Here is a 15,295-nt window from a genome sequence, read left to right on the forward strand (position 1 = left end):
GACTCCCCCGGCAGCCTATCCGCTTCCTTGACTGACACCACCGATGACGTCATAGTGGTGTCATGGACTTGACGCCGTACATCGCCAACCTTCGCGAGGACCTCGCGAACACGGCTGCCGCCGGGGACGAGCAGACCCGGCGGGCGGCCGCGCTGCTGTCATCCGCGCTCGAACCCGCCGTCCGCCTGACCCTGATGAACGCCCTCGCCGACCTCGCCGCCGAGGTCACGGCCGCTTTGCCCGGCCAGGTCGTGGACGTGCGGCTCGACGGGCGTGACGTCCGCGTGGTCGTCACCGGCGCCGCCGAGGAGCCGGCGTCACGCGCGACACCACGTGACACCACGCCGCCACCACCGCCGCTCGACGGCGGCGACATCAGCCGCATCACGCTGCGCCTGGTCGAGCAGATCAAGGGCCAGGCCGAGCGCGCGGCGGCGGCGCAGGGCGTCTCGCTGAACACGTTCGTCTCCCAGGCGGTGCAGGGCGCGCTCGGCGGGCACAAGCAGCACCACGGCAAGGACGACCGGTCCGGGTCGCGCCTGCACGGCTGGGTCGAAGGCTGAGGGGGCCGAAGATGAGTGAAGAGCAGACGACACCGGCCGACGAGCTGGTGCGGATCGACGACTTCGAGACCGAGGTCCCGCTGGAGCTCGACGTCAGCGTGACGATCGGGCGTGTCGAGATCGTCCTCGAAGGGGACTCCGGCGCCCGGGTGGAGCTGCGGCACGACCAGGGCGAGCAGCAGCCGTGGGTGGCGGGGGTGAACAACCTGCTGTCGTGGGTCGGCGAGCGCTTCGGCGACCAGCTGGGCGTCGACCCGGCGGCCTCCCCCGCCGAAGCGGTGCGGCAGAGCCGGATCGAGAAGCTCGGCAACCGCCTGGTCGTCCAGGCGCCGAAGGCGTGGCAGCTGCGGAACGTGGCACTGGCGGTGAAGGTGCACGCGCCGGTGGGTTCGCACGTGGAGGTGCGCGCGGGCGCGGCGGACGTGACGGTGACCGGTTCGGCCGGCCGCGTCGACCTGCTGACGGGCTCGGGCGAGGTCAAGCTCGACCGCGCGGACGGCTCGGCCACGATCCGCACCGGCAGCGGCGGCATCACCCTCGGCCCGACCCTGGCCGGGTTGCAGCTCCGCAGCGGCAGCGGCAGCGTCGAGGCGTCCTCGCTGGCGGGTTCGGCCACGCTCGCAACGGGAACGGGAAACGTCTGGCTGGGCGCGGTCTCGGGCGAGGTGATGGCCCGCACCGGCAGCGGTGACCTGTCCGTGGCGGACGCGGCTTCGGGGTCGCTGGACTTGATCACGGGCTCGGGCGAGGTGCGGATCGGGATCCGCGGCGGGACCGCGGCGGAGATCGACCTGACTTCCAGCGGGGGCCGGGTTTCGAGTGAGCTGGACGTGCTGGAGACGGCACCCGAGGGGGAAGTGAAGCTGCGGGTGCGAGCCCGCACGGGCTCCGGCAACGCCGTGGTGACGCGCGCGGCCGGCTGAGTAAGGGGGAGACGGGCCGTTCCCGGCGGGGGTGCCGGGGGCGGCCCGTCTTGCGTGCGCGGGAGGGGTCCTTCGCCGGGCAGCGCTGCACTTGTTGCCGCGGTGCACAACCGTGACTGCAACCCCCGCGGCTCCGGACGGCACTGGCGCGATCCCCGCGCCCGGCGCCGTGGTGCGGCCGAGGCAATCGCTGCCGCACGCCGCCGGGTCCACTGTGGATCGACGCTACTGGGCCTGCCCGGTCAGCAAGTTGATGAGGCTGTGCGGCGTCGCCTCGCCGAAGCACAGCTCGAAGTCGCGGGCCGCCTCCTCGGCCGCCGCCGCGCTGCGGGGGAACAGCTCCCGCTCGTACTCGGCCAGTGCGGCCTCCATGTCGTCCGGGTGGGCGGCGATCGCTCGGCCCAGTTCGGCGCCGTCCTGCATGGCGAGGTTGGCGCCTTCGCCGTTCGGGACCGACAGGTGGGCCGCGTCGCCCAGGAGCGTCACGCCCGGGGTGCGGGGCCAGCTGTGGCCGGGCGGCAGGGTGTGGAGCGGGCGCAGCACCGGTGGCGTCTCGCCGTCGGTGATCAGGGCCGTCAGTTCCGGGGCCCAGCCCTCGAACTCGGCCGCGACCTGTGCCCTGGCCGCCGCGGGGTCGGTGAAGTCGGTGAACCAGTCCAGCGGCTTGGACAGCACCACGTACGTGTGGAGCGTGTCGCCGGCTTCGCGGTGCGCCTGGATGCCCTTGCCCGGCTCCGGCACCAGCAGCGCTCCTCCCCCGGCCGCCTTCGCGGTCGCCGGGTGGCGGGTGTCGCCGTCGAACAGGAACGTCTCGACGAACGAGGTGCCGACGTACTGCGGGACCGCGGCCGACACCAGGGGGCGGACGCGGGACCACGCGCCGTCCGCGCCGACGAGCAGTCCGGTGACCGCCGTCGCGCCGTCGGCGAACGTCAGCTCGTGGCGGCCGTCGCCGAGGGAGCGGGCGCCGGTGACCTTGCGGCCCCAGCGGACCGTGCCCGCGGGCAGCGAGTCCAGCAGGAGCCGGCGCAGCTCGCCGCGCTGGACCTCGGGACGGGTGCCGGTGCCGTCGTCCGGCTCGTCGAGCAGGACCTTGCCGGTCCGGTCCAGGACGCGCGTCGCTTCGCGGCCTTCGAGGATCAGGGCGCGGAAGCCGTCGGTCAGGCCCGCCGCCTCGAGCGCGAGCTGGCCGTTGTGCTCGTGGATGTCGAGCATCCCGCCCTGTGTGCGTGCCGAAGGCGAGCTCTCCGCTTCGCAGACCGTGACCGCGACGCCGTGGACGTGCAGGACGCGCGCGAGCGTGAGCCCGCCGAGCCCGGCGCCGACGATCACAACGGGGTCGGACATGACGGCTCCTCTCGTTGGAATGATGTTCCAATCTTGGAACGACATTCCAGACGTGTCAAGATGGGGCATGGCACAGCGGCGCGCAGAGGCCCTTTCGCGGGCGCGCATCATCGAGACGGCGGTCGAGCTCCTCGACGCCGACGGCGAGCGCGGGTTGACGTTCCGGGCGCTGACCGAGCGCCTCGCCACCGGCCCCGGGGCGATCTACTGGCACGTGGCGAACAAGGGCGAACTGCTCGACGCCGCGACCGCCGCGGTGGTCGCGGGCGCCTTGGCCGCCGAGCGAGCCGCGGGATCACCGCAGGACGAGGTGCGCGCCGTCGCGCTCGGCCTCTTCGACGCGATCGAGGACCACCCGTGGCTCGCCCCGCAGCTCTCGGCTCAGCTGACGCGCGGCCCGTCGGGCTCGGTGACGCCGAAGATCTTCGAGAGTTTCGGACGGCACGTGCGCGACCTGGGCGTGCCGAAGGGCAGCTGGTTCACGGCGACCTCCGCGCTGGTGCACTACGTGCTCGGCGCCGCCGGCCAGAACGCCGCGAACACGCGCGTCGCGAAGCCCGGCGCGGACCGCAGCGAGTTCCTCGACGCCGTCTCGACGGCGTGGGAGGGACTCGACGCCGAGGAGTACCCCTTCGTGCGAGCGGTCGCCGACGAGCTGCGCGACCACGACGACCGCGAGCAGTTCCTCGCGGGCGTCGACCTCATCCTGACCGGGATCGGCACGGTCCATTCCCCGGCGTAGGCGTCAGCGCACCAGCTTCGCCAGCGGTTTGGCCAGATCGCCGCGACTGCCCACCGCCACGCCGGACAGGCCGAGCCACTCCGCCATGTGCCGCAGCTCCCCCGCCAGTTCCGGGAGCACGCGCGCCACGTCCGCGCCCTCCTCCGCGAAGGCGCCCTGGACCCGCAGGACGCCCGCCGCGCGGTCGGACTTCAGGTCCACCCGCCCGACCAGTTCGCCGTCCAGCAGGAACGGGAACACGTAGTAGCCGTACACGCGCTTCTGCTCCGGGACGTAGATCTCGATCCGGTAGTGGAACCCGAAGATCCGCTCGGTGCGGGCGCGTTCCCAGATCAGCGGGTCGAACGGGCACAGCAGCGCCCGGCCGGTCACCGACCGCGGCGTGCGGGCCTCGGCGTGCCGGTACGCCACCGCCTTCCAGCCGCGGACCGAAACCGGCTCCAGGACACCGGATTCGACCAGCTCCGCCACCGCCTGGCGCGCCGGGGCCGGACCGAGGCGGTAGTAGTCGCGCAGGTCCGTCTCCGTCGCGACGCCCAGTGCGCGCGCCGAGCGCTCGATGAGGCCGCGCGCGCCCTCCTCCGCCGAGACCGTGCGCGCCAGGATGTCCGGCGGGACAACGCGTTCGGTCAGGTCGTACAGCCGCTCGAACGACCGGCGCGTGCCCGTGGTCAGCTGGCCGATGCCGAACAGGTACTCGCAGACGCGCTTCACCTCCGACCGCTCCCACCACGAGCCGGGGCCCCGCCGCTGCGCATCCGCCTCGACCTCGCGCTCGATGCCGCCCGCGCCGATCGGGCCGAGTTCCTTGACCACCGAAAGGATCTCGTCGACCAGACCCGGCGACTTCTCGATCAACGGGCCGTAGTGCTTCCACCAGCCATCCCGCTTCGCGCCCGAGCGGATCAGCGGCCAGTCCTCGATCGGCAGCAGGCTCGCCTCGTGCGCCCACGTCTCCACCATCAGGCGCGGCTGACGCGCCGAGTGCGACCACGCCGCCGCGTCCAGCAGCGCGGGCTCGTACGCGCCCAGCCGGGAGAACACCGGCATGTAGTGCGCCCGGACCGCGACGTTCACCGAGTCCAGCTGCAGCAGCTGGACGCGCGAAAGCACGCGTTTCAGGTGCCGCCGGGACGGCTCGCCGGAGGGACGCGGGTCGGTGAAGCCCTGTGCGGCCAGGAAGGTCTTCCGGGCCGTCGAGACGCTGATCGTTTGCATGGTGAGGTCATGGTGCCAGCCACCACCGACAGTTTTCGACGACCCGATATCTTCTGGGCATGAGCGACGCCGCCGTCCGCCCCGCCGACCTGTCCGACGCCGCGGAGATCGCCCGCATCCAGCGCGACACCTGGCACGCCGCCTACGAAGACCTGCTGGGCAAGCAGGCGCTCGCCGAACTGGACGCCGCCGACCTGGTGGGCACCTGGACCGAGACCATCGACTACCCCGGCAGCCTCGTCTACGTCGCCACCGAAGGCGAGTACACGGTCGGGTTCTGCGTCGCCGGCCGCGCGCCCGAGGGCGAGATCGCGGCCGCCGACGGCAGCCTGCCCGAGGACGCGGAGGCCACCGGCCTGATCGCCACCCTGCTCGTCGAGCCGCGGTGGGGCCGGCGCGGCCACGCCGGCCGGCTACTCGCGACGGCCGCCGCGGGGCTGCGGGCCGACGGCGCCGGCCGCGGCATCGCCTGGGTCGCCCAGGGCGACCACGCCTCCCTCGGCTTCTACCGCCGGGCCGGCTGGAACCCCGACGGCACGGTCCGCACCCTCGACACCGGCGAGCGCCTGCTCCGCGAGGTCCGGCTCACCGGCACCCTCGAGCTCGCGCTCACCTGAGTCGCGGAAGATCACCCAGCGCATCACGGCGTACATGAACACGCCTTCGCAGGCGCCCGCGAGCAGCCGCGAGAAGTGGTATTCGACGCCCAGCGCCGTCAAGCCCGCGCCCACGCCCAGCAAGAACGCGGCGTAATTGACGGCGATCGCCACGACGTACAGCACGAGCTGGATTCCGACCGCGGCGTGGGAATGGAAGTTGAACGTCCGGTTCAGCACGAAGCTGAGCCCGAACGCGCAGCCGTACGCGACCGTGATCGCGAGCCACAGGGGCCAGCCGAGCAAGCCGTGGAAAACGGTCAGCAACCCGAGGTCGACGCCGAACGTCAGACCGTTGATGAGGCAGAAGCCGAGAAACGTCGGGGCGACGATCCGCGACAGACCCAGCGGGAGTATCCGGACGACGGCCCGGCAGAGGGCGCCGAAGCGGTCAGCGGGCGTACGGGGTTGCTCGGCGGCCACGTGTTCAGCGTTCCAGCGGGAGGTGACCGGGAGCCGTCCGGCAGGTGATCTTCTGGTGCGCACCACCGGCCGAAGTGGGGGGTCAACCCCCGTGTTTCAAGGTTTCGAACTGATAACGTGAAGAACGCGAGCGATTTTCGGGAGGTGACACGATGAGCTGGATTCTGCTGACGCTGGGCGTCGCGTTCGGTTCGGCCATCGTGCCGCTGATCAACGCCGAAGTGTTCTTGATCGGGTTGTGCGCGAGCCAGCCCGGCTTGCACTGGCTGTGGCTCGGGGCGGCGGTGGCGGTCGGGCAGATCGCCGGGAAGACGCTGTACTACCTCGCCGCGCGGGGGACGATCAAGCTGCCCAAGCCGCTGCACGACCGGCTGCACCGCGAGCGGCCGCTCACGCCGCGGCGGGTGCGGTGGCAGTTGCGGACGAAGCGGATCCGCGGGTGGGTCGAGCGGCTGCGGGAGCGGTGCCACCGGCATCCGCACTGGATGGCCGGGACGTACGGGGTCAGTTCGCTCGTGGGGTTGCCGCCGTTCATGGCGACCAGCGTGCTGGCGGGGCTGGTGCGGATGCGGCTGGCGACGTTCTTGACCACCGGGCTGGCCGGAAGGTGGATTCGGTTCAGTTTGATAGCGGCTTCACCTGCGGTGTTCGCCGGATGGTTGCATCACTGAGGAAGTGGGGTCGCTGCGAAGGTTGATCCGCTTCAGTTTTTGAGTCGGTTCGGGTTCTTGGTGTTCCGGGTGGCCCATTGCACCGCTACCGCGCCGGCGACCGCGATCGCGAACGCCCAGGCGCCGATCAGCTCGGCCAGGACCGCTGTCAGGAAGCAGAAGGCTGCGAAGCCGCGGAGGCCGCGTAGGACGCCTCGCATGGTTGCGACCGCTGCTGCCGGGCCGCCTTGCGCCAGGGCGAAGGCCGCCACGACGCTCGTCCCGGTCGGGAACGGGGCCAGCACACCGGTCAGATCCGGACCGAGCCGCCCGGCGGCGGCCGTCAGCGCCAGGACGAGCGCGGCTGTGGCCAGTGCGCGGGCGGGGAGGTCCCACCAGGGCAGGGTGACCGGGCTGGTTGCGCGCATGCTCGACGGCTCTGCTGCGCCCGACGACGGCGGGAGCGGCTGTCCGGCCTCGCGGGAGGCAAGCGGGCCCGGACCCGGTGTGCTCAGCGGCCCGGCTTCACCCGACGCGGGCAAGCTCGGCTCCGCCACGCCCGACGCGGGCAGGCCTCGCGGCCCGGCCACTTCGGGTCCAGGCGAGCTCACCGGCCCAGCCACGCTGGTTCCGCGCAGGCTGCCCGGCCCGGCCTCGCCCGGCTCAGCCGCGCCCGACGCGGGCAGGTCCCGCGGCCCGGCCACCTCGGCCCTGGGCAAGCTCACCGTCCCAGCCTCGCCCGTCGTGGCTAAGCCCGGCTCCGCCACGCCCGACACGGGCAAGTCCCGCGGCCCGGCCACCTCGGCCCTGGGCAAGCTCACCGTCCCAGCCTCGCCCGTCGTGGCTAAGCCCGGCTCCGCCACGCCCGACACGGGCAAGTCCCGCGGCCCGGCCACCTCGGCCCTGGGCAAGCTCACCGTCCCAGCCTCGCCCGTCGTGGCTAAGCCCGGCCCAGCCGCGCCCGACGCGGGCAAGTCCCGCGGCCCGGCCACCTCGGCTCCGGGCGAGCCCGGCCCGGCCACCTCGGCACCAGGCAAGCTCACCGAACCAGCCCCGCGCAAGCTCGCCTCCCCCGACGCCGGCACGAGTCGCGTGCCTCCCCAAGCCGCCGCCAGTGCCAACCCCACCGCGGCCCACGCCGGCACCGGCGCGAACGACAGCGCGAGGTCCAGCACCAGGCACACCAGCCACCCCACGAACACCGTTCCCAGCCACCCGCGGCCCCGCGCCACCCACGCGAACACCACCGCGAACGCCGCCAATGACACCAGTCCCAGCAACGACGCCGAAGCCGCCCGGGCCGCGAAAGCTGCTCCGTGGTCCACGTACGTGATCAGCAAGATCGGGCCCGCCACCACCGGCATGGCCACCAGCAGCCCCGTCAGTCCCGGGCCCCAGCGGCGGCCCGCCAGGGAGGAGCCGACCACCAGCAGCGGGGCCAGGACGAGCTTCACCACCAGCGTCACTGGGTCCAGTCTGCCGGACCCAGTGAAGCCGCCACGCGGATGAAGCCGCGGACGAGGGGGCCGGCGGCGGATTTGGGCCAGGCCACCGCCACGGTGCTCGGTGGGCGGTCGGTCACCGGGATGATGCGCAAGCCCGGTGGCAGCGGCTGGCCGAGCGGGGCGAACGCCGAAATCCCGTTCCACAGCACCGCTTGCAGGCACTCCTGGATCGTCCGCACGACCGGAGCGCCGTCGCCCGGCTCGCCGCCCGTCCAAAAGGCCGCCCAGACCGGGTCGGTGCCGTCCGGGAGGCGGATCCAGCGGCGGCCGGTCAGGTCCGCCGCGGACAGCTCGGCCCGGCCGGCCAGGGGGTCGTCGTCGCGCAGCACCACGCCCGTTCGCACCTGGCGCAGGACGTGGACGCCGATTCCCGTGCTCTCGAAGGGGGTCCGGGTCAGCGCCACGTCGACCAGGCCCGTGCGCAGCCCCGCGGTCGGGTCGGCGAGGTCCGTCTCGTGGACCCGGACGTCGACGTGCGGGTGGCGTTCCCGGAACAGCGCGACCAGCCGGGGGCCGGCCTGCTCGGCGGTGTCCGCCAGCGTGCCGACCGTCAGGGTCGCCGCGCCCGCCGCCGTGGTGACGCGGTCGCGGATCCGGTCCGCGCGCGCCAGCAGCGCGACCGCCTCGTCGTACAGCACCGTGCCCGCAGCGGTGAGCGTGACGCCCTTCGGCGTGCGCTCGAACAGCGTCGCGCCCAGTTCGTCTTCCAGCCCGCGCACCGCCCGGCTCAGCGGCGGCTGCGCCATGTGCAGCCGCCCCGCCGCGCGGCCGACGTGCCGCTCCTCGGCGACCGCGACGAAGTACCGGAGCACGCGCAGGTCCATACTCGCAGGGTATCGAGTCGACGCAGCCGGTCTTGGACACCCGCGGCCGCGCGCGCCGATGATCGGGGCATGGACCTCAAGATCGGGTGCTTCCCCTACGACACCACCAGGCAGCTCTTCGAAACCACCACCGTGGAAACCGCCGATACGCTGCCGGAGATCTTCGAACGGCTGATCCGCGGGAACGAGTTCGACATCGCAGAGCTCGGCCTCACGTTCTACCTGCGCCTGCTCGAAGAAGACACGCCCTTCGTGGCGCTGCCCATCTTCCCGAACCGGGTGTTCCGGCACTCGTGCGTCTTCGTCAACACCCACTCGGGCATCACCGGCCCGGCCGACCTCACCGGCCGGACCATCGGCGAATTCGGGACCTACGGCCAGGATTCGGGCGTCTGGGCCAAGGGCGTCCTGATGGACGAGTACGGCTTCGAGCCCGAAGCGAACCGCTGGGTGATCGGCGGGCTCGAACACCCAGCGGCACCCTTCGGCTTCATCCCGCACCCGCACCCGGCCGCCCTCGACGTCACCGCGGCCGGGGACGGGAAGACGCTGAGCGACCTGCTCGACACCGGCGAGATCGACGTGCTGTTCTCCGCCAACGTCCCGCAGTGCGTGCTCGACGGGTCGCCGAACGTCGCCCGCCTGTTCCCGGACTTCGCGGCGCGGGAACGCGAGTACCACCGCCGCACCGGGATCTTCCCGATCATGCACACGGTCGTCGTCCGGCGGGGGCTCCTGCGGGACGACCCCGGGCTGGCCCGCCGCGTCTACACGCAGTTCGAAGCCGCGAAGGACGCCGCCGCCGAGCGGTACCGGCGGAACCGGCGGCTCTACCAGGTACAGACGATGGTCCCCTGGGCGAACGCGCTGGTCGACGAAACCCTCGCCGAGTTCGGCGAAGACTGGTGGCCCTACGGGATTTCCGCCAACCGCGCGACGCTCGAAACCTACCTGCGGTACCACCACGAGCAGGGGCTGTCGTCCCGCCGCTGGCCGCTCGAGGAGATCTTCGCGCCGGAGCTACTCGGCACCTGAGCGTTCGGCGGCTTCCAGCTCCACGGCCTTTTTCATCGTCTCGCGCGCCCGGCGCCGGTCGCCGGCGATGTCGTAGGCGTACGCGAGCTTGTACCAGGCCCGCCAGTTCTCCTGGTCCGCCTCGACCTCGGCGCGGCGCTCCCCGAACCACGCGTCGGCCGCGTCGCGGTCGACGCGGCCCGAAGGCCGCCGCGGCAGGCCGGAGACGTCGGGGAGCGCGCCCTCGGCGTCCAGCCGACGCGAAAGCCGCTGGATCTGCAGGCCGTTGCGCCACGTCACGACGACGACCCAGACGCCGAGCAGCGGCAGCAGCAGGACGCCCGCCCCGAGCGCGATGCCCAGGCCCGTCCCCGACGCGAACAGGGCGAACGCCCGGTCCGCGAGCAGGAACAGGTACACCACCAGCGCCGCCGTCAGCAGCAGCGCCACATTGCGGGCCTTCACAGGTCGAGGACGTTTTCCAGGCCGACCGTCAGGCCGGGGCGCGTCAGCACCGTGCGGACGCCGAGCAGCACGCCCGGCATGAACGACGTCCGGTCGAGGGAGTCGTGGCGGATGGTCAGGGTCTCCCCTTCGCCGCCGAACAGGATCTCCTCGTGCGCGACCAGCCCCGGCAGGCGGACGGAGTGGACGCGGACCTCCTCGACCGAAGCGCCGCGGGCACCGTCCAGTTCCGACGTCGTCGCGTCCGGGCCCGGCGTCACGCCCGCCTCGGCCCGCGCGGCGGCGATCATCCGGGCGGTGTGCGCGGCGGTGCCCGAAGGCGCGTCGGCCTTGCGGTTGTGGTGCAGCTCGATGATCTCGGCGGACGCGTAGAACTTGGCCGCCTGGGCCGCGAACCGCATCGCGAGAACCGCGCCGAGCGCGAAGTTCGGCGCGATCAGCACGCCCAGCTCGGGCTTCGGCTCGAGCAGCGCCCGCAGCGAAGCCAGCCGATCCTCGCTGAAGCCCGTGGTGCCGACGACCGCGTGGATGTCGTGCTCGACCAGGTACTCCAGGTTGCCCATGACGGTGTCGGGGTGGGTGAAGTCCACGACCACCTGCGCCTCGGCGAGCGCCGCGAAGTCGTCGCCCGCGTCCAGCGCCGCGACGACCTTCATGTCGCCCGCGCCCTCGACCGCCTTCACCACCGTCGCGCCCATGCGGCCCCGGGCACCGAGCACACCGACGTTGATGGTCATGAAGCGATCACCTCGTGCAGGTCGTCAGGAAGGTCGTCGGCGTGAGCGTACGGCCCGACGACCGCCGCCGCCGAGACCCCGCCCGGGCGCGCGAACAAAGTGCGAGCGAGCGCACACACGTCCTCGGTGGTGACGGCGTCGATGCGCGCGATCGTGTCGTCGACACCCAGGTAGCGGCCGTAGTTGAGCTCGGTCTTGCCGATCCGCGACATCCGCGACGACGTGTCCTCGAGGCCCAGCACCAGCCCGCCGCGCAGCTGGCCCTTCGCCCGCTCCACCTCGGCGTCGGTCAGGCCGTCGACGCCGACCTTGTCGAGCAGCTCGCGGATGACGCCGGCGACGTCGCCGAGCTTCTCCGGCTGGCAGCCCGCGTACACGGCCATGTGGCCGGTGTCGGCGTAGCTCGCGACCGACGAGTACACCTGGTAGGCCAGCCCGCGCTGCTCCCGGATCTCCTGGAACAGCCGCGAGCTCATGCCGCCGCCGAGCGCCGCGTTGAGCACCGACAGGGCGAAGCGCCGGTCGTCGTGGCGCGACAGCGACCGCAGGCCCAGCATGACGTGCGCCTGCTCGGTGTCGTCGGTGTGCAGGGCCAGCTTCGGCGGGGTCTTGATCCGGGCCGCACCTTCGCGCGGCGCGACCGGCGTCGCGGTCCCGGTCAGGCGGTTCTTCAAGGCCTTGCGCACCAGCCGCAGCACCTGGCCGTGGTCGATGTTCCCGGCCACGGCCAGCACCATCCGCGGCAGGGTGTAGCGGCGCTTGTAGAAGTTCCGCAGTGCCGACGGCGACATCTCGATGATCGACTTCTCGGTGCCGAGCACCGGGCGGCCGAGCGCGTGGTCGCCGAGGATCGCGCTGACGAACGTCTCGTGCAGCAGGTCTTCGGGGTCGTCGTCGCGCATCGAAATCTCTTCGAGGACGACGCTGCGTTCCATGTCCATGTCGCGGTCGGTGCACAGCGCCTCGAACACGACGTCGGTGACCAGGTCCACGGCCAGCGGGAGGTCGGCGTCGAGCACCTGCGCGTAGTAGCAGGTGTGCTCTTTCGCCGTGAAAGCGTTGAACTCGCCGCCGACCGCGTCGATCTCCTCGGCGATCTGCGTGGCGTCGCGGTTCTTCGTGCCCTTGAACAGCAGGTGCTCGAGGTAGTGCGCGGCACCGGCGACGGCCACCGGCTCGTCGCGGGAGCCGATGCCGACCCACAGCCCGACCGTGGCCGAGCGGGACGCCGGGACGTGCTCGGTGATCACCCGCAGGCCACCGGGCAGCACGCTGCGCTTGACGACCGCACCGTCCGGGGTGGACTCGAGCGTGCGGGTGGTGCCGATGGGCTGTTCGTGCCCGGAAACCTGCCGTGCCATGGGTTCCTTACTCACGATGCCGCGAAGGCCTCCCCACCGGAATCGGCGAGGAGGCCTTCGACGGAACTGTCTTGAACCGGACGAGCCGGGTCTTACTTGGCGTCGGCCTTCTCGGCGTCGGCGGCCGGCGCGTCACCCTCGGCGGGCTTGGCGTCGTCCTCCTTGACCACGATCAGGCTGATCTTGCCGCGGTTGTCGATGTCGGCGATCTCGACGCGGAGCTTGTCGCCCACGTTGACCACGTCTTCGACCTTGGCGATCCGCTTGCCGTTCCCCAGCTTGGAGATGTGCACCAGGCCGTCCTTGCCCGGCAGCAGCGAGACGAACGCGCCGAACGCGGCCGTCTTCACCACGGTGCCGAGGAAGCGCTCGCCGACCTTGGGCAGCTGCGGGTTGGCGATGGCGTTGATCAGGTCGATCGCCGCCTCCGCCGACGGGCCGTCCGAAGCGCCCACGTAGATCGTGCCGTCGTCCTCGATGGAGATGTCGGCGCCGGTCTGCTCGGTGATCGAGTTGATCATCTTGCCCTTCGGGCCGATGACCTCGCCGATCTTGTCGACCGGGATCTTCACGCTGGTGACGCGCGGCGAGTACGGGCTCATCTCGTCCGGGCTGTCGATCGCCTCGGCGATGACCTCCAGGATGGTGGTCCGGGCGTCCTTCGCCTGCTTCAGCGCGGCCGCGAGGACCTCCGACGGGATGCCGTCGAGCTTCGTGTCGAGCTGCAGCGCGGTGATGATGTCCTTGGTGCCGGCGACCTTGAAGTCCATGTCGCCCAGTGCGTCCTCGGCACCGAGGATGTCGGTGAGCGCCACGTAGCGGGTCTCGCCGTCGACCTCGTCGGAGACCAGGCCCATCGCGATGCCCGCGACCGGCGCCTTCAGCGGCACGCCGGCGTTGTACAGGCTCATCGTGGACGCGCAGACCGAGCCCATCGAGGTCGAGCCGTTGGAGCCCAGCGCCTCGGAGACCTGGCGGATCGCGTACGGGAACTCGTCCCGCTTCGGCAGCACCGGCACCAGGGCGCGCTCGGCGAGCATGCCGTGGCCGATTTCGCGGCGCTTCGGCGAACCGACGCGGCCGGTCTCACCGGTGGAGAAGGGCGGGAAGTTGTAGTGGTGCATGTAGCGCTTGTGCGTCTCCGGGGACAGCGAGTCGATCTGCTGCTCCAGGCGAAGCATGTTCAGCGTGGTGACGCCCAGGATCTGGGTTTCGCCGCGCTCGAACAGCGCCGAGCCGTGCGCCCGCGGGATCACGGCGACCTCGGCCGCGAGCGACCGGATGTCGGTGAGGCCACGGCCGTCCATGCGGATCTTCTCCGTGAGGACGCGCTGGCGCATGATCTTCTTCGTCAGGGCCTTGAACGCCCCGCCGATCTCCTTGTCGCGGCCCTCGAAGGCTTCGCCCTCACCGAGGCCGACCTTCTCCAGCACGGCGGCCTTGACCTGGTCGGTCGCGGCGTCGCGGTCCTGCTTGCCGGCGATCTGCAGCGCGTTCGCCAGGTCGTCGGTCGCGATCGCGGCGACGGCCTCGTAGACGTCCTGCTGGTAGGCCGGGTAGACCGGGAACTCGCCGGTCGGCTTCGCGGCGGCCTCGGCCAGGCGCTGCTGCGCCTCGCACAGGACCTTGATGAACGGCTTCGCGGCCTCGAGGCCCTCGGCGACGGCGACCTCGTCCGGTGCCTTGCCGCCGTCGGCGATCAGGTCGAGCGTGTTCTCGGTGCCCTCGGCCTCGACCATCATGATCGCGACGTCGTCACCGACGATGCGGCCGGCCACGACCATGTTGAAGGTGGCCTTCTCCAGCTGCGACCAGGTCGGGAACGCGACCCACTGGCCCTCGATCAGCGCGACGCGGACGCCGCCGACCGGGCCGGAGAACGGCAGGCCGGCGATCTGGGTCGACGCCGACGCGGCGTTGATGGCCAGCACGTCGTACGGGTCGTCCGGGTTGAGGCTCTGGACGGTGATGACGACCTGGATCTCGTTGCGGAGACCGTCGGCGAACGACGGGCGCAGCGGCCGGTCGATCAGGCGGCAGGTCAGGATCGCGTCGGTCGACGGGCGGCCCTCGCGGCGGAAGAACGCGCCGGGGATGCGGCCCGCGGCGTACATGCGCTCTTCGACGTCCACGGTCAGCGGGAAGAAGTCGAAGTGCTCCTTCGGGTGCTTCGACGCGGTCGTCGCCGAGAGCAGCATGGTCTCTTCGTCGAGGTACGCGACCACGGCGCCGGCGGCCTGCTTGGCCAGGCGGCCCGTCTCGAAGCGGATGGTGCGGGTGCCGAACTTGCCGTTGTCGATGACGGCTTCAGTCTCGTGCACGGTGACTCCGGTGGAGTCGGTCATAGATGTTTCTCCTCTTTGGTTCCTTCGTTCGGCGCGAGTCTCCCACCCTGGGACCCATTTCGCCGGAGGACGCTCGAGGAATGAGGCCGGTCTTCGATCGAAGCCCCCGGGACGCTTCCCGGGAACCACTACCGAGGACCGGCGGACGGACCCTCGTGCGCGCTCGCGCCGTTCCTGTGGTGGTGCACCGAGGGGGAGCGACCGCGGTCACTCCCCCTCGGGTGAAGCTATCGGCGCAGGCCGAGGCGCTGGATCAGCGCACGGTAACGCTCGATGTCCACCTTCATCACGTAGTTCAGCAGCCGGCGGCGACGGCCGACCAGCAGCAGGAGCCCGCGACGCGAGTGGTGGTCGTGCTTGTGAGCCTTGAGGTGCTCGGTGAGGCCGACGATGCGCTTGGTCAGCAGCGCGACCTGGGCCTCGGGGGATCCGGTGTCCGAGTCGTGCACGCCGTACTCGGCCAGGATCGACTTCTTCTCTTCGGTGGACAGCGCCACTTGTGTTGCTCCTCGAAATAATCAG

The 15,295-nt window shown here is 71.7% G+C and carries 15 protein-coding genes and 1 pseudogene; 6 read left to right on the plus strand and 10 right to left on the minus strand.

The window, feature by feature from the left end:
* Nucleotides 1-62 precede the first annotated feature (62 nt).
* Together AB5J73_RS45055 and AB5J73_RS45060 are read left to right on the plus strand one after the other, a co-directional pair.
* Nucleotides 63-563, plus strand: coding sequence for a toxin-antitoxin system HicB family antitoxin (locus tag AB5J73_RS45055; protein ID WP_370965774.1), 501 nt, complete (start codon nt 63-65; stop codon nt 561-563).
* 11 nt (nt 564-574) lie between these two features.
* The gene (locus AB5J73_RS45060) at nt 575-1,486 is read left to right on the plus strand and encodes a DUF4097 domain-containing protein (RefSeq protein WP_370965776.1); all 912 of its coding nucleotides are present in this window, start codon (nt 575-577) and stop codon (nt 1,484-1,486) included.
* 225 nt (nt 1,487-1,711) lie between these two features.
* Here the strand turns inward: AB5J73_RS45060 and AB5J73_RS45065 are convergent, their stop codons facing one another.
* Nucleotides 1,712-2,833, minus strand: coding sequence for an FAD-dependent oxidoreductase (locus tag AB5J73_RS45065; RefSeq protein WP_370965778.1), 1,122 nt, complete (start codon nt 2,831-2,833; stop codon nt 1,712-1,714).
* Between the two features lie 67 nt (nt 2,834-2,900).
* On the opposite strand from AB5J73_RS45065, the gene AB5J73_RS45070 reads away from it, so the two are divergent.
* Nucleotides 2,901-3,575 carry a TetR/AcrR family transcriptional regulator gene (locus AB5J73_RS45070; protein ID WP_370965780.1) on the plus strand — a complete coding sequence of 225 codons (675 nt, stop codon included), beginning with the start codon at nt 2,901-2,903 and terminating at the stop codon, nt 3,573-3,575.
* Between the two features lie 3 nt (nt 3,576-3,578).
* On the opposite strand, the gene AB5J73_RS45075 is transcribed toward AB5J73_RS45070, so the two are convergent.
* On the minus strand, nt 3,579-4,793 hold the full coding sequence (locus tag AB5J73_RS45075) for a winged helix-turn-helix domain-containing protein (protein ID WP_370965782.1): 1,215 nt from the start codon (nt 4,791-4,793) through the stop codon (nt 3,579-3,581).
* Nucleotides 4,794-4,852: 59 nt separating this feature from the next.
* On the opposite strand from AB5J73_RS45075, the gene AB5J73_RS45080 reads away from it, so the two are divergent.
* Entirely contained in the window at nt 4,853-5,410 is a 558-nt protein-coding gene (locus tag AB5J73_RS45080) for an N-acetyltransferase family protein (protein ID WP_370965784.1), read from the plus strand.
* A gap of 66 nt (nt 5,411-5,476) precedes the next feature.
* On the opposite strand, the pseudogene AB5J73_RS45085 reads toward AB5J73_RS45080, so the two are convergent.
* Nucleotides 5,477-5,938, minus strand: a pseudogene (locus tag AB5J73_RS45085) (GtrA family protein); the annotation flags it as partial.
* Between the two features lie 86 nt (nt 5,939-6,024).
* Here AB5J73_RS45085 and AB5J73_RS45090 point away from each other — a divergent pair.
* The gene (locus tag AB5J73_RS45090; RefSeq protein ID WP_360769998.1) at nt 6,025-6,543 is read left to right on the plus strand and encodes a hypothetical protein; all 519 of its coding nucleotides are present in this window, start codon (nt 6,025-6,027) and stop codon (nt 6,541-6,543) included.
* A 32-nt stretch (nt 6,544-6,575) separates the two neighbouring features.
* Here AB5J73_RS45090 and AB5J73_RS45095 read toward each other — a convergent pair whose 3' ends face one another.
* Both AB5J73_RS45095 and AB5J73_RS45100 read right to left on the minus strand, forming a co-directional pair.
* A complete protein-coding gene (locus AB5J73_RS45095; protein WP_370965786.1) occupies nt 6,576-7,988 on the minus strand; it encodes a hypothetical protein in 1,413 nt (470 codons plus the stop codon).
* Nucleotides 7,985-8,851 carry a LysR family transcriptional regulator gene (locus tag AB5J73_RS45100; RefSeq protein ID WP_370965788.1) on the minus strand — a complete coding sequence of 289 codons (867 nt, stop codon included), beginning with the start codon at nt 8,849-8,851 and terminating at the stop codon, nt 7,985-7,987. Before AB5J73_RS45100 ends, AB5J73_RS45095 begins: the two co-directional genes overlap by 4 nt.
* A gap of 69 nt (nt 8,852-8,920) precedes the next feature.
* On the opposite strand from AB5J73_RS45100, the gene AB5J73_RS45105 reads away from it, so the two are divergent.
* On the plus strand, nt 8,921-9,886 hold the full coding sequence (locus AB5J73_RS45105) for a 4,5-dihydroxyphthalate decarboxylase (protein ID WP_370965790.1): 966 nt from the start codon (nt 8,921-8,923) through the stop codon (nt 9,884-9,886).
* Here the strand turns inward: AB5J73_RS45105 and AB5J73_RS45110 are convergent.
* The 5 genes from AB5J73_RS45110 to rpsO all read right to left on the minus strand — a co-directional run bounded on the left by AB5J73_RS45110 (nt 9,872) and on the right by rpsO (nt 15,270).
* Nucleotides 9,872-10,330, minus strand: a complete 459-nt coding sequence (locus AB5J73_RS45110) for a tetratricopeptide repeat protein (protein ID WP_370965792.1) — start codon at nt 10,328-10,330, stop codon at nt 9,872-9,874. The two genes, AB5J73_RS45105 and AB5J73_RS45110, sit on opposite strands and share 15 nt — an antisense overlap.
* On the minus strand, nt 10,327-11,067 hold the full coding sequence (dapB, locus tag AB5J73_RS45115) for a 4-hydroxy-tetrahydrodipicolinate reductase (RefSeq protein ID WP_370965794.1): 741 nt from the start codon (nt 11,065-11,067) through the stop codon (nt 10,327-10,329). Before dapB ends, AB5J73_RS45110 begins: the two co-directional genes overlap by 4 nt.
* Entirely contained in the window at nt 11,064-12,428 is a 1,365-nt protein-coding gene (locus AB5J73_RS45120; protein ID WP_370965796.1) for a M16 family metallopeptidase, read from the minus strand. The genes dapB and AB5J73_RS45120 overlap by 4 nt, the downstream gene beginning before the upstream one ends.
* Before the next feature lie 92 nt (nt 12,429-12,520).
* The gene (locus AB5J73_RS45125) at nt 12,521-14,773 is read right to left on the minus strand and encodes a polyribonucleotide nucleotidyltransferase (RefSeq protein ID WP_370965798.1); all 2,253 of its coding nucleotides are present in this window, start codon (nt 14,771-14,773) and stop codon (nt 12,521-12,523) included.
* 227 nt (nt 14,774-15,000) lie between these two features.
* Nucleotides 15,001-15,270: a 30S ribosomal protein S15 gene (gene rpsO / locus AB5J73_RS45130; RefSeq protein ID WP_003084034.1), complete on the minus strand. Its 270-nt coding sequence runs from the start codon at nt 15,268-15,270 to the stop codon at nt 15,001-15,003.
* Between the last annotated feature and the right edge of the window lie 25 nt (nt 15,271-15,295).

The organism is Amycolatopsis sp. cg9, from assembly GCF_041346945.1.
Classification (GTDB): domain Bacteria; phylum Actinomycetota; class Actinomycetes; order Mycobacteriales; family Pseudonocardiaceae; genus Amycolatopsis.

What these genes read in the sequence shown, in the direction of transcription:
- AB5J73_RS45055 (WP_370965774.1), top strand. Translation starts at nt 63, where the DNA reads ATGGACTTGACGCCGTACATCGCCAACCTTCGCGAGGACCTCGCGAAC.
- AB5J73_RS45060 (WP_370965776.1), top strand. Translation starts at nt 575, where the DNA reads ATGAGTGAAGAGCAGACGACACCGGCCGACGAGCTGGTGCGGATCGAC.
- AB5J73_RS45065 (WP_370965778.1), bottom strand. Translation starts at nt 2,833, where the DNA reads ATGTCCGACCCCGTTGTGATCGTCGGCGCCGGGCTCGGCGGGCTCACG.
- AB5J73_RS45070 (WP_370965780.1), top strand. Translation starts at nt 2,901, where the DNA reads ATGGCACAGCGGCGCGCAGAGGCCCTTTCGCGGGCGCGCATCATCGAG.
- AB5J73_RS45075 (WP_370965782.1), bottom strand. Translation starts at nt 4,793, where the DNA reads ATGCAAACGATCAGCGTCTCGACGGCCCGGAAGACCTTCCTGGCCGCA.
- AB5J73_RS45080 (WP_370965784.1), top strand. Translation starts at nt 4,853, where the DNA reads ATGAGCGACGCCGCCGTCCGCCCCGCCGACCTGTCCGACGCCGCGGAG.
- AB5J73_RS45090 (WP_360769998.1), top strand. Translation starts at nt 6,025, where the DNA reads ATGAGCTGGATTCTGCTGACGCTGGGCGTCGCGTTCGGTTCGGCCATC.
- AB5J73_RS45100 (WP_370965788.1), bottom strand. Translation starts at nt 8,851, where the DNA reads ATGGACCTGCGCGTGCTCCGGTACTTCGTCGCGGTCGCCGAGGAGCGG.
- AB5J73_RS45105 (WP_370965790.1), top strand. Translation starts at nt 8,921, where the DNA reads ATGGACCTCAAGATCGGGTGCTTCCCCTACGACACCACCAGGCAGCTC.
- dapB (WP_370965794.1), bottom strand. Translation starts at nt 11,067, where the DNA reads ATGACCATCAACGTCGGTGTGCTCGGTGCCCGGGGCCGCATGGGCGCG.
- AB5J73_RS45120 (WP_370965796.1), bottom strand. Translation starts at nt 12,428, where the DNA reads ATGGCACGGCAGGTTTCCGGGCACGAACAGCCCATCGGCACCACCCGC.
- AB5J73_RS45125 (WP_370965798.1), bottom strand. Translation starts at nt 14,773, where the DNA reads ATGACCGACTCCACCGGAGTCACCGTGCACGAGACTGAAGCCGTCATC.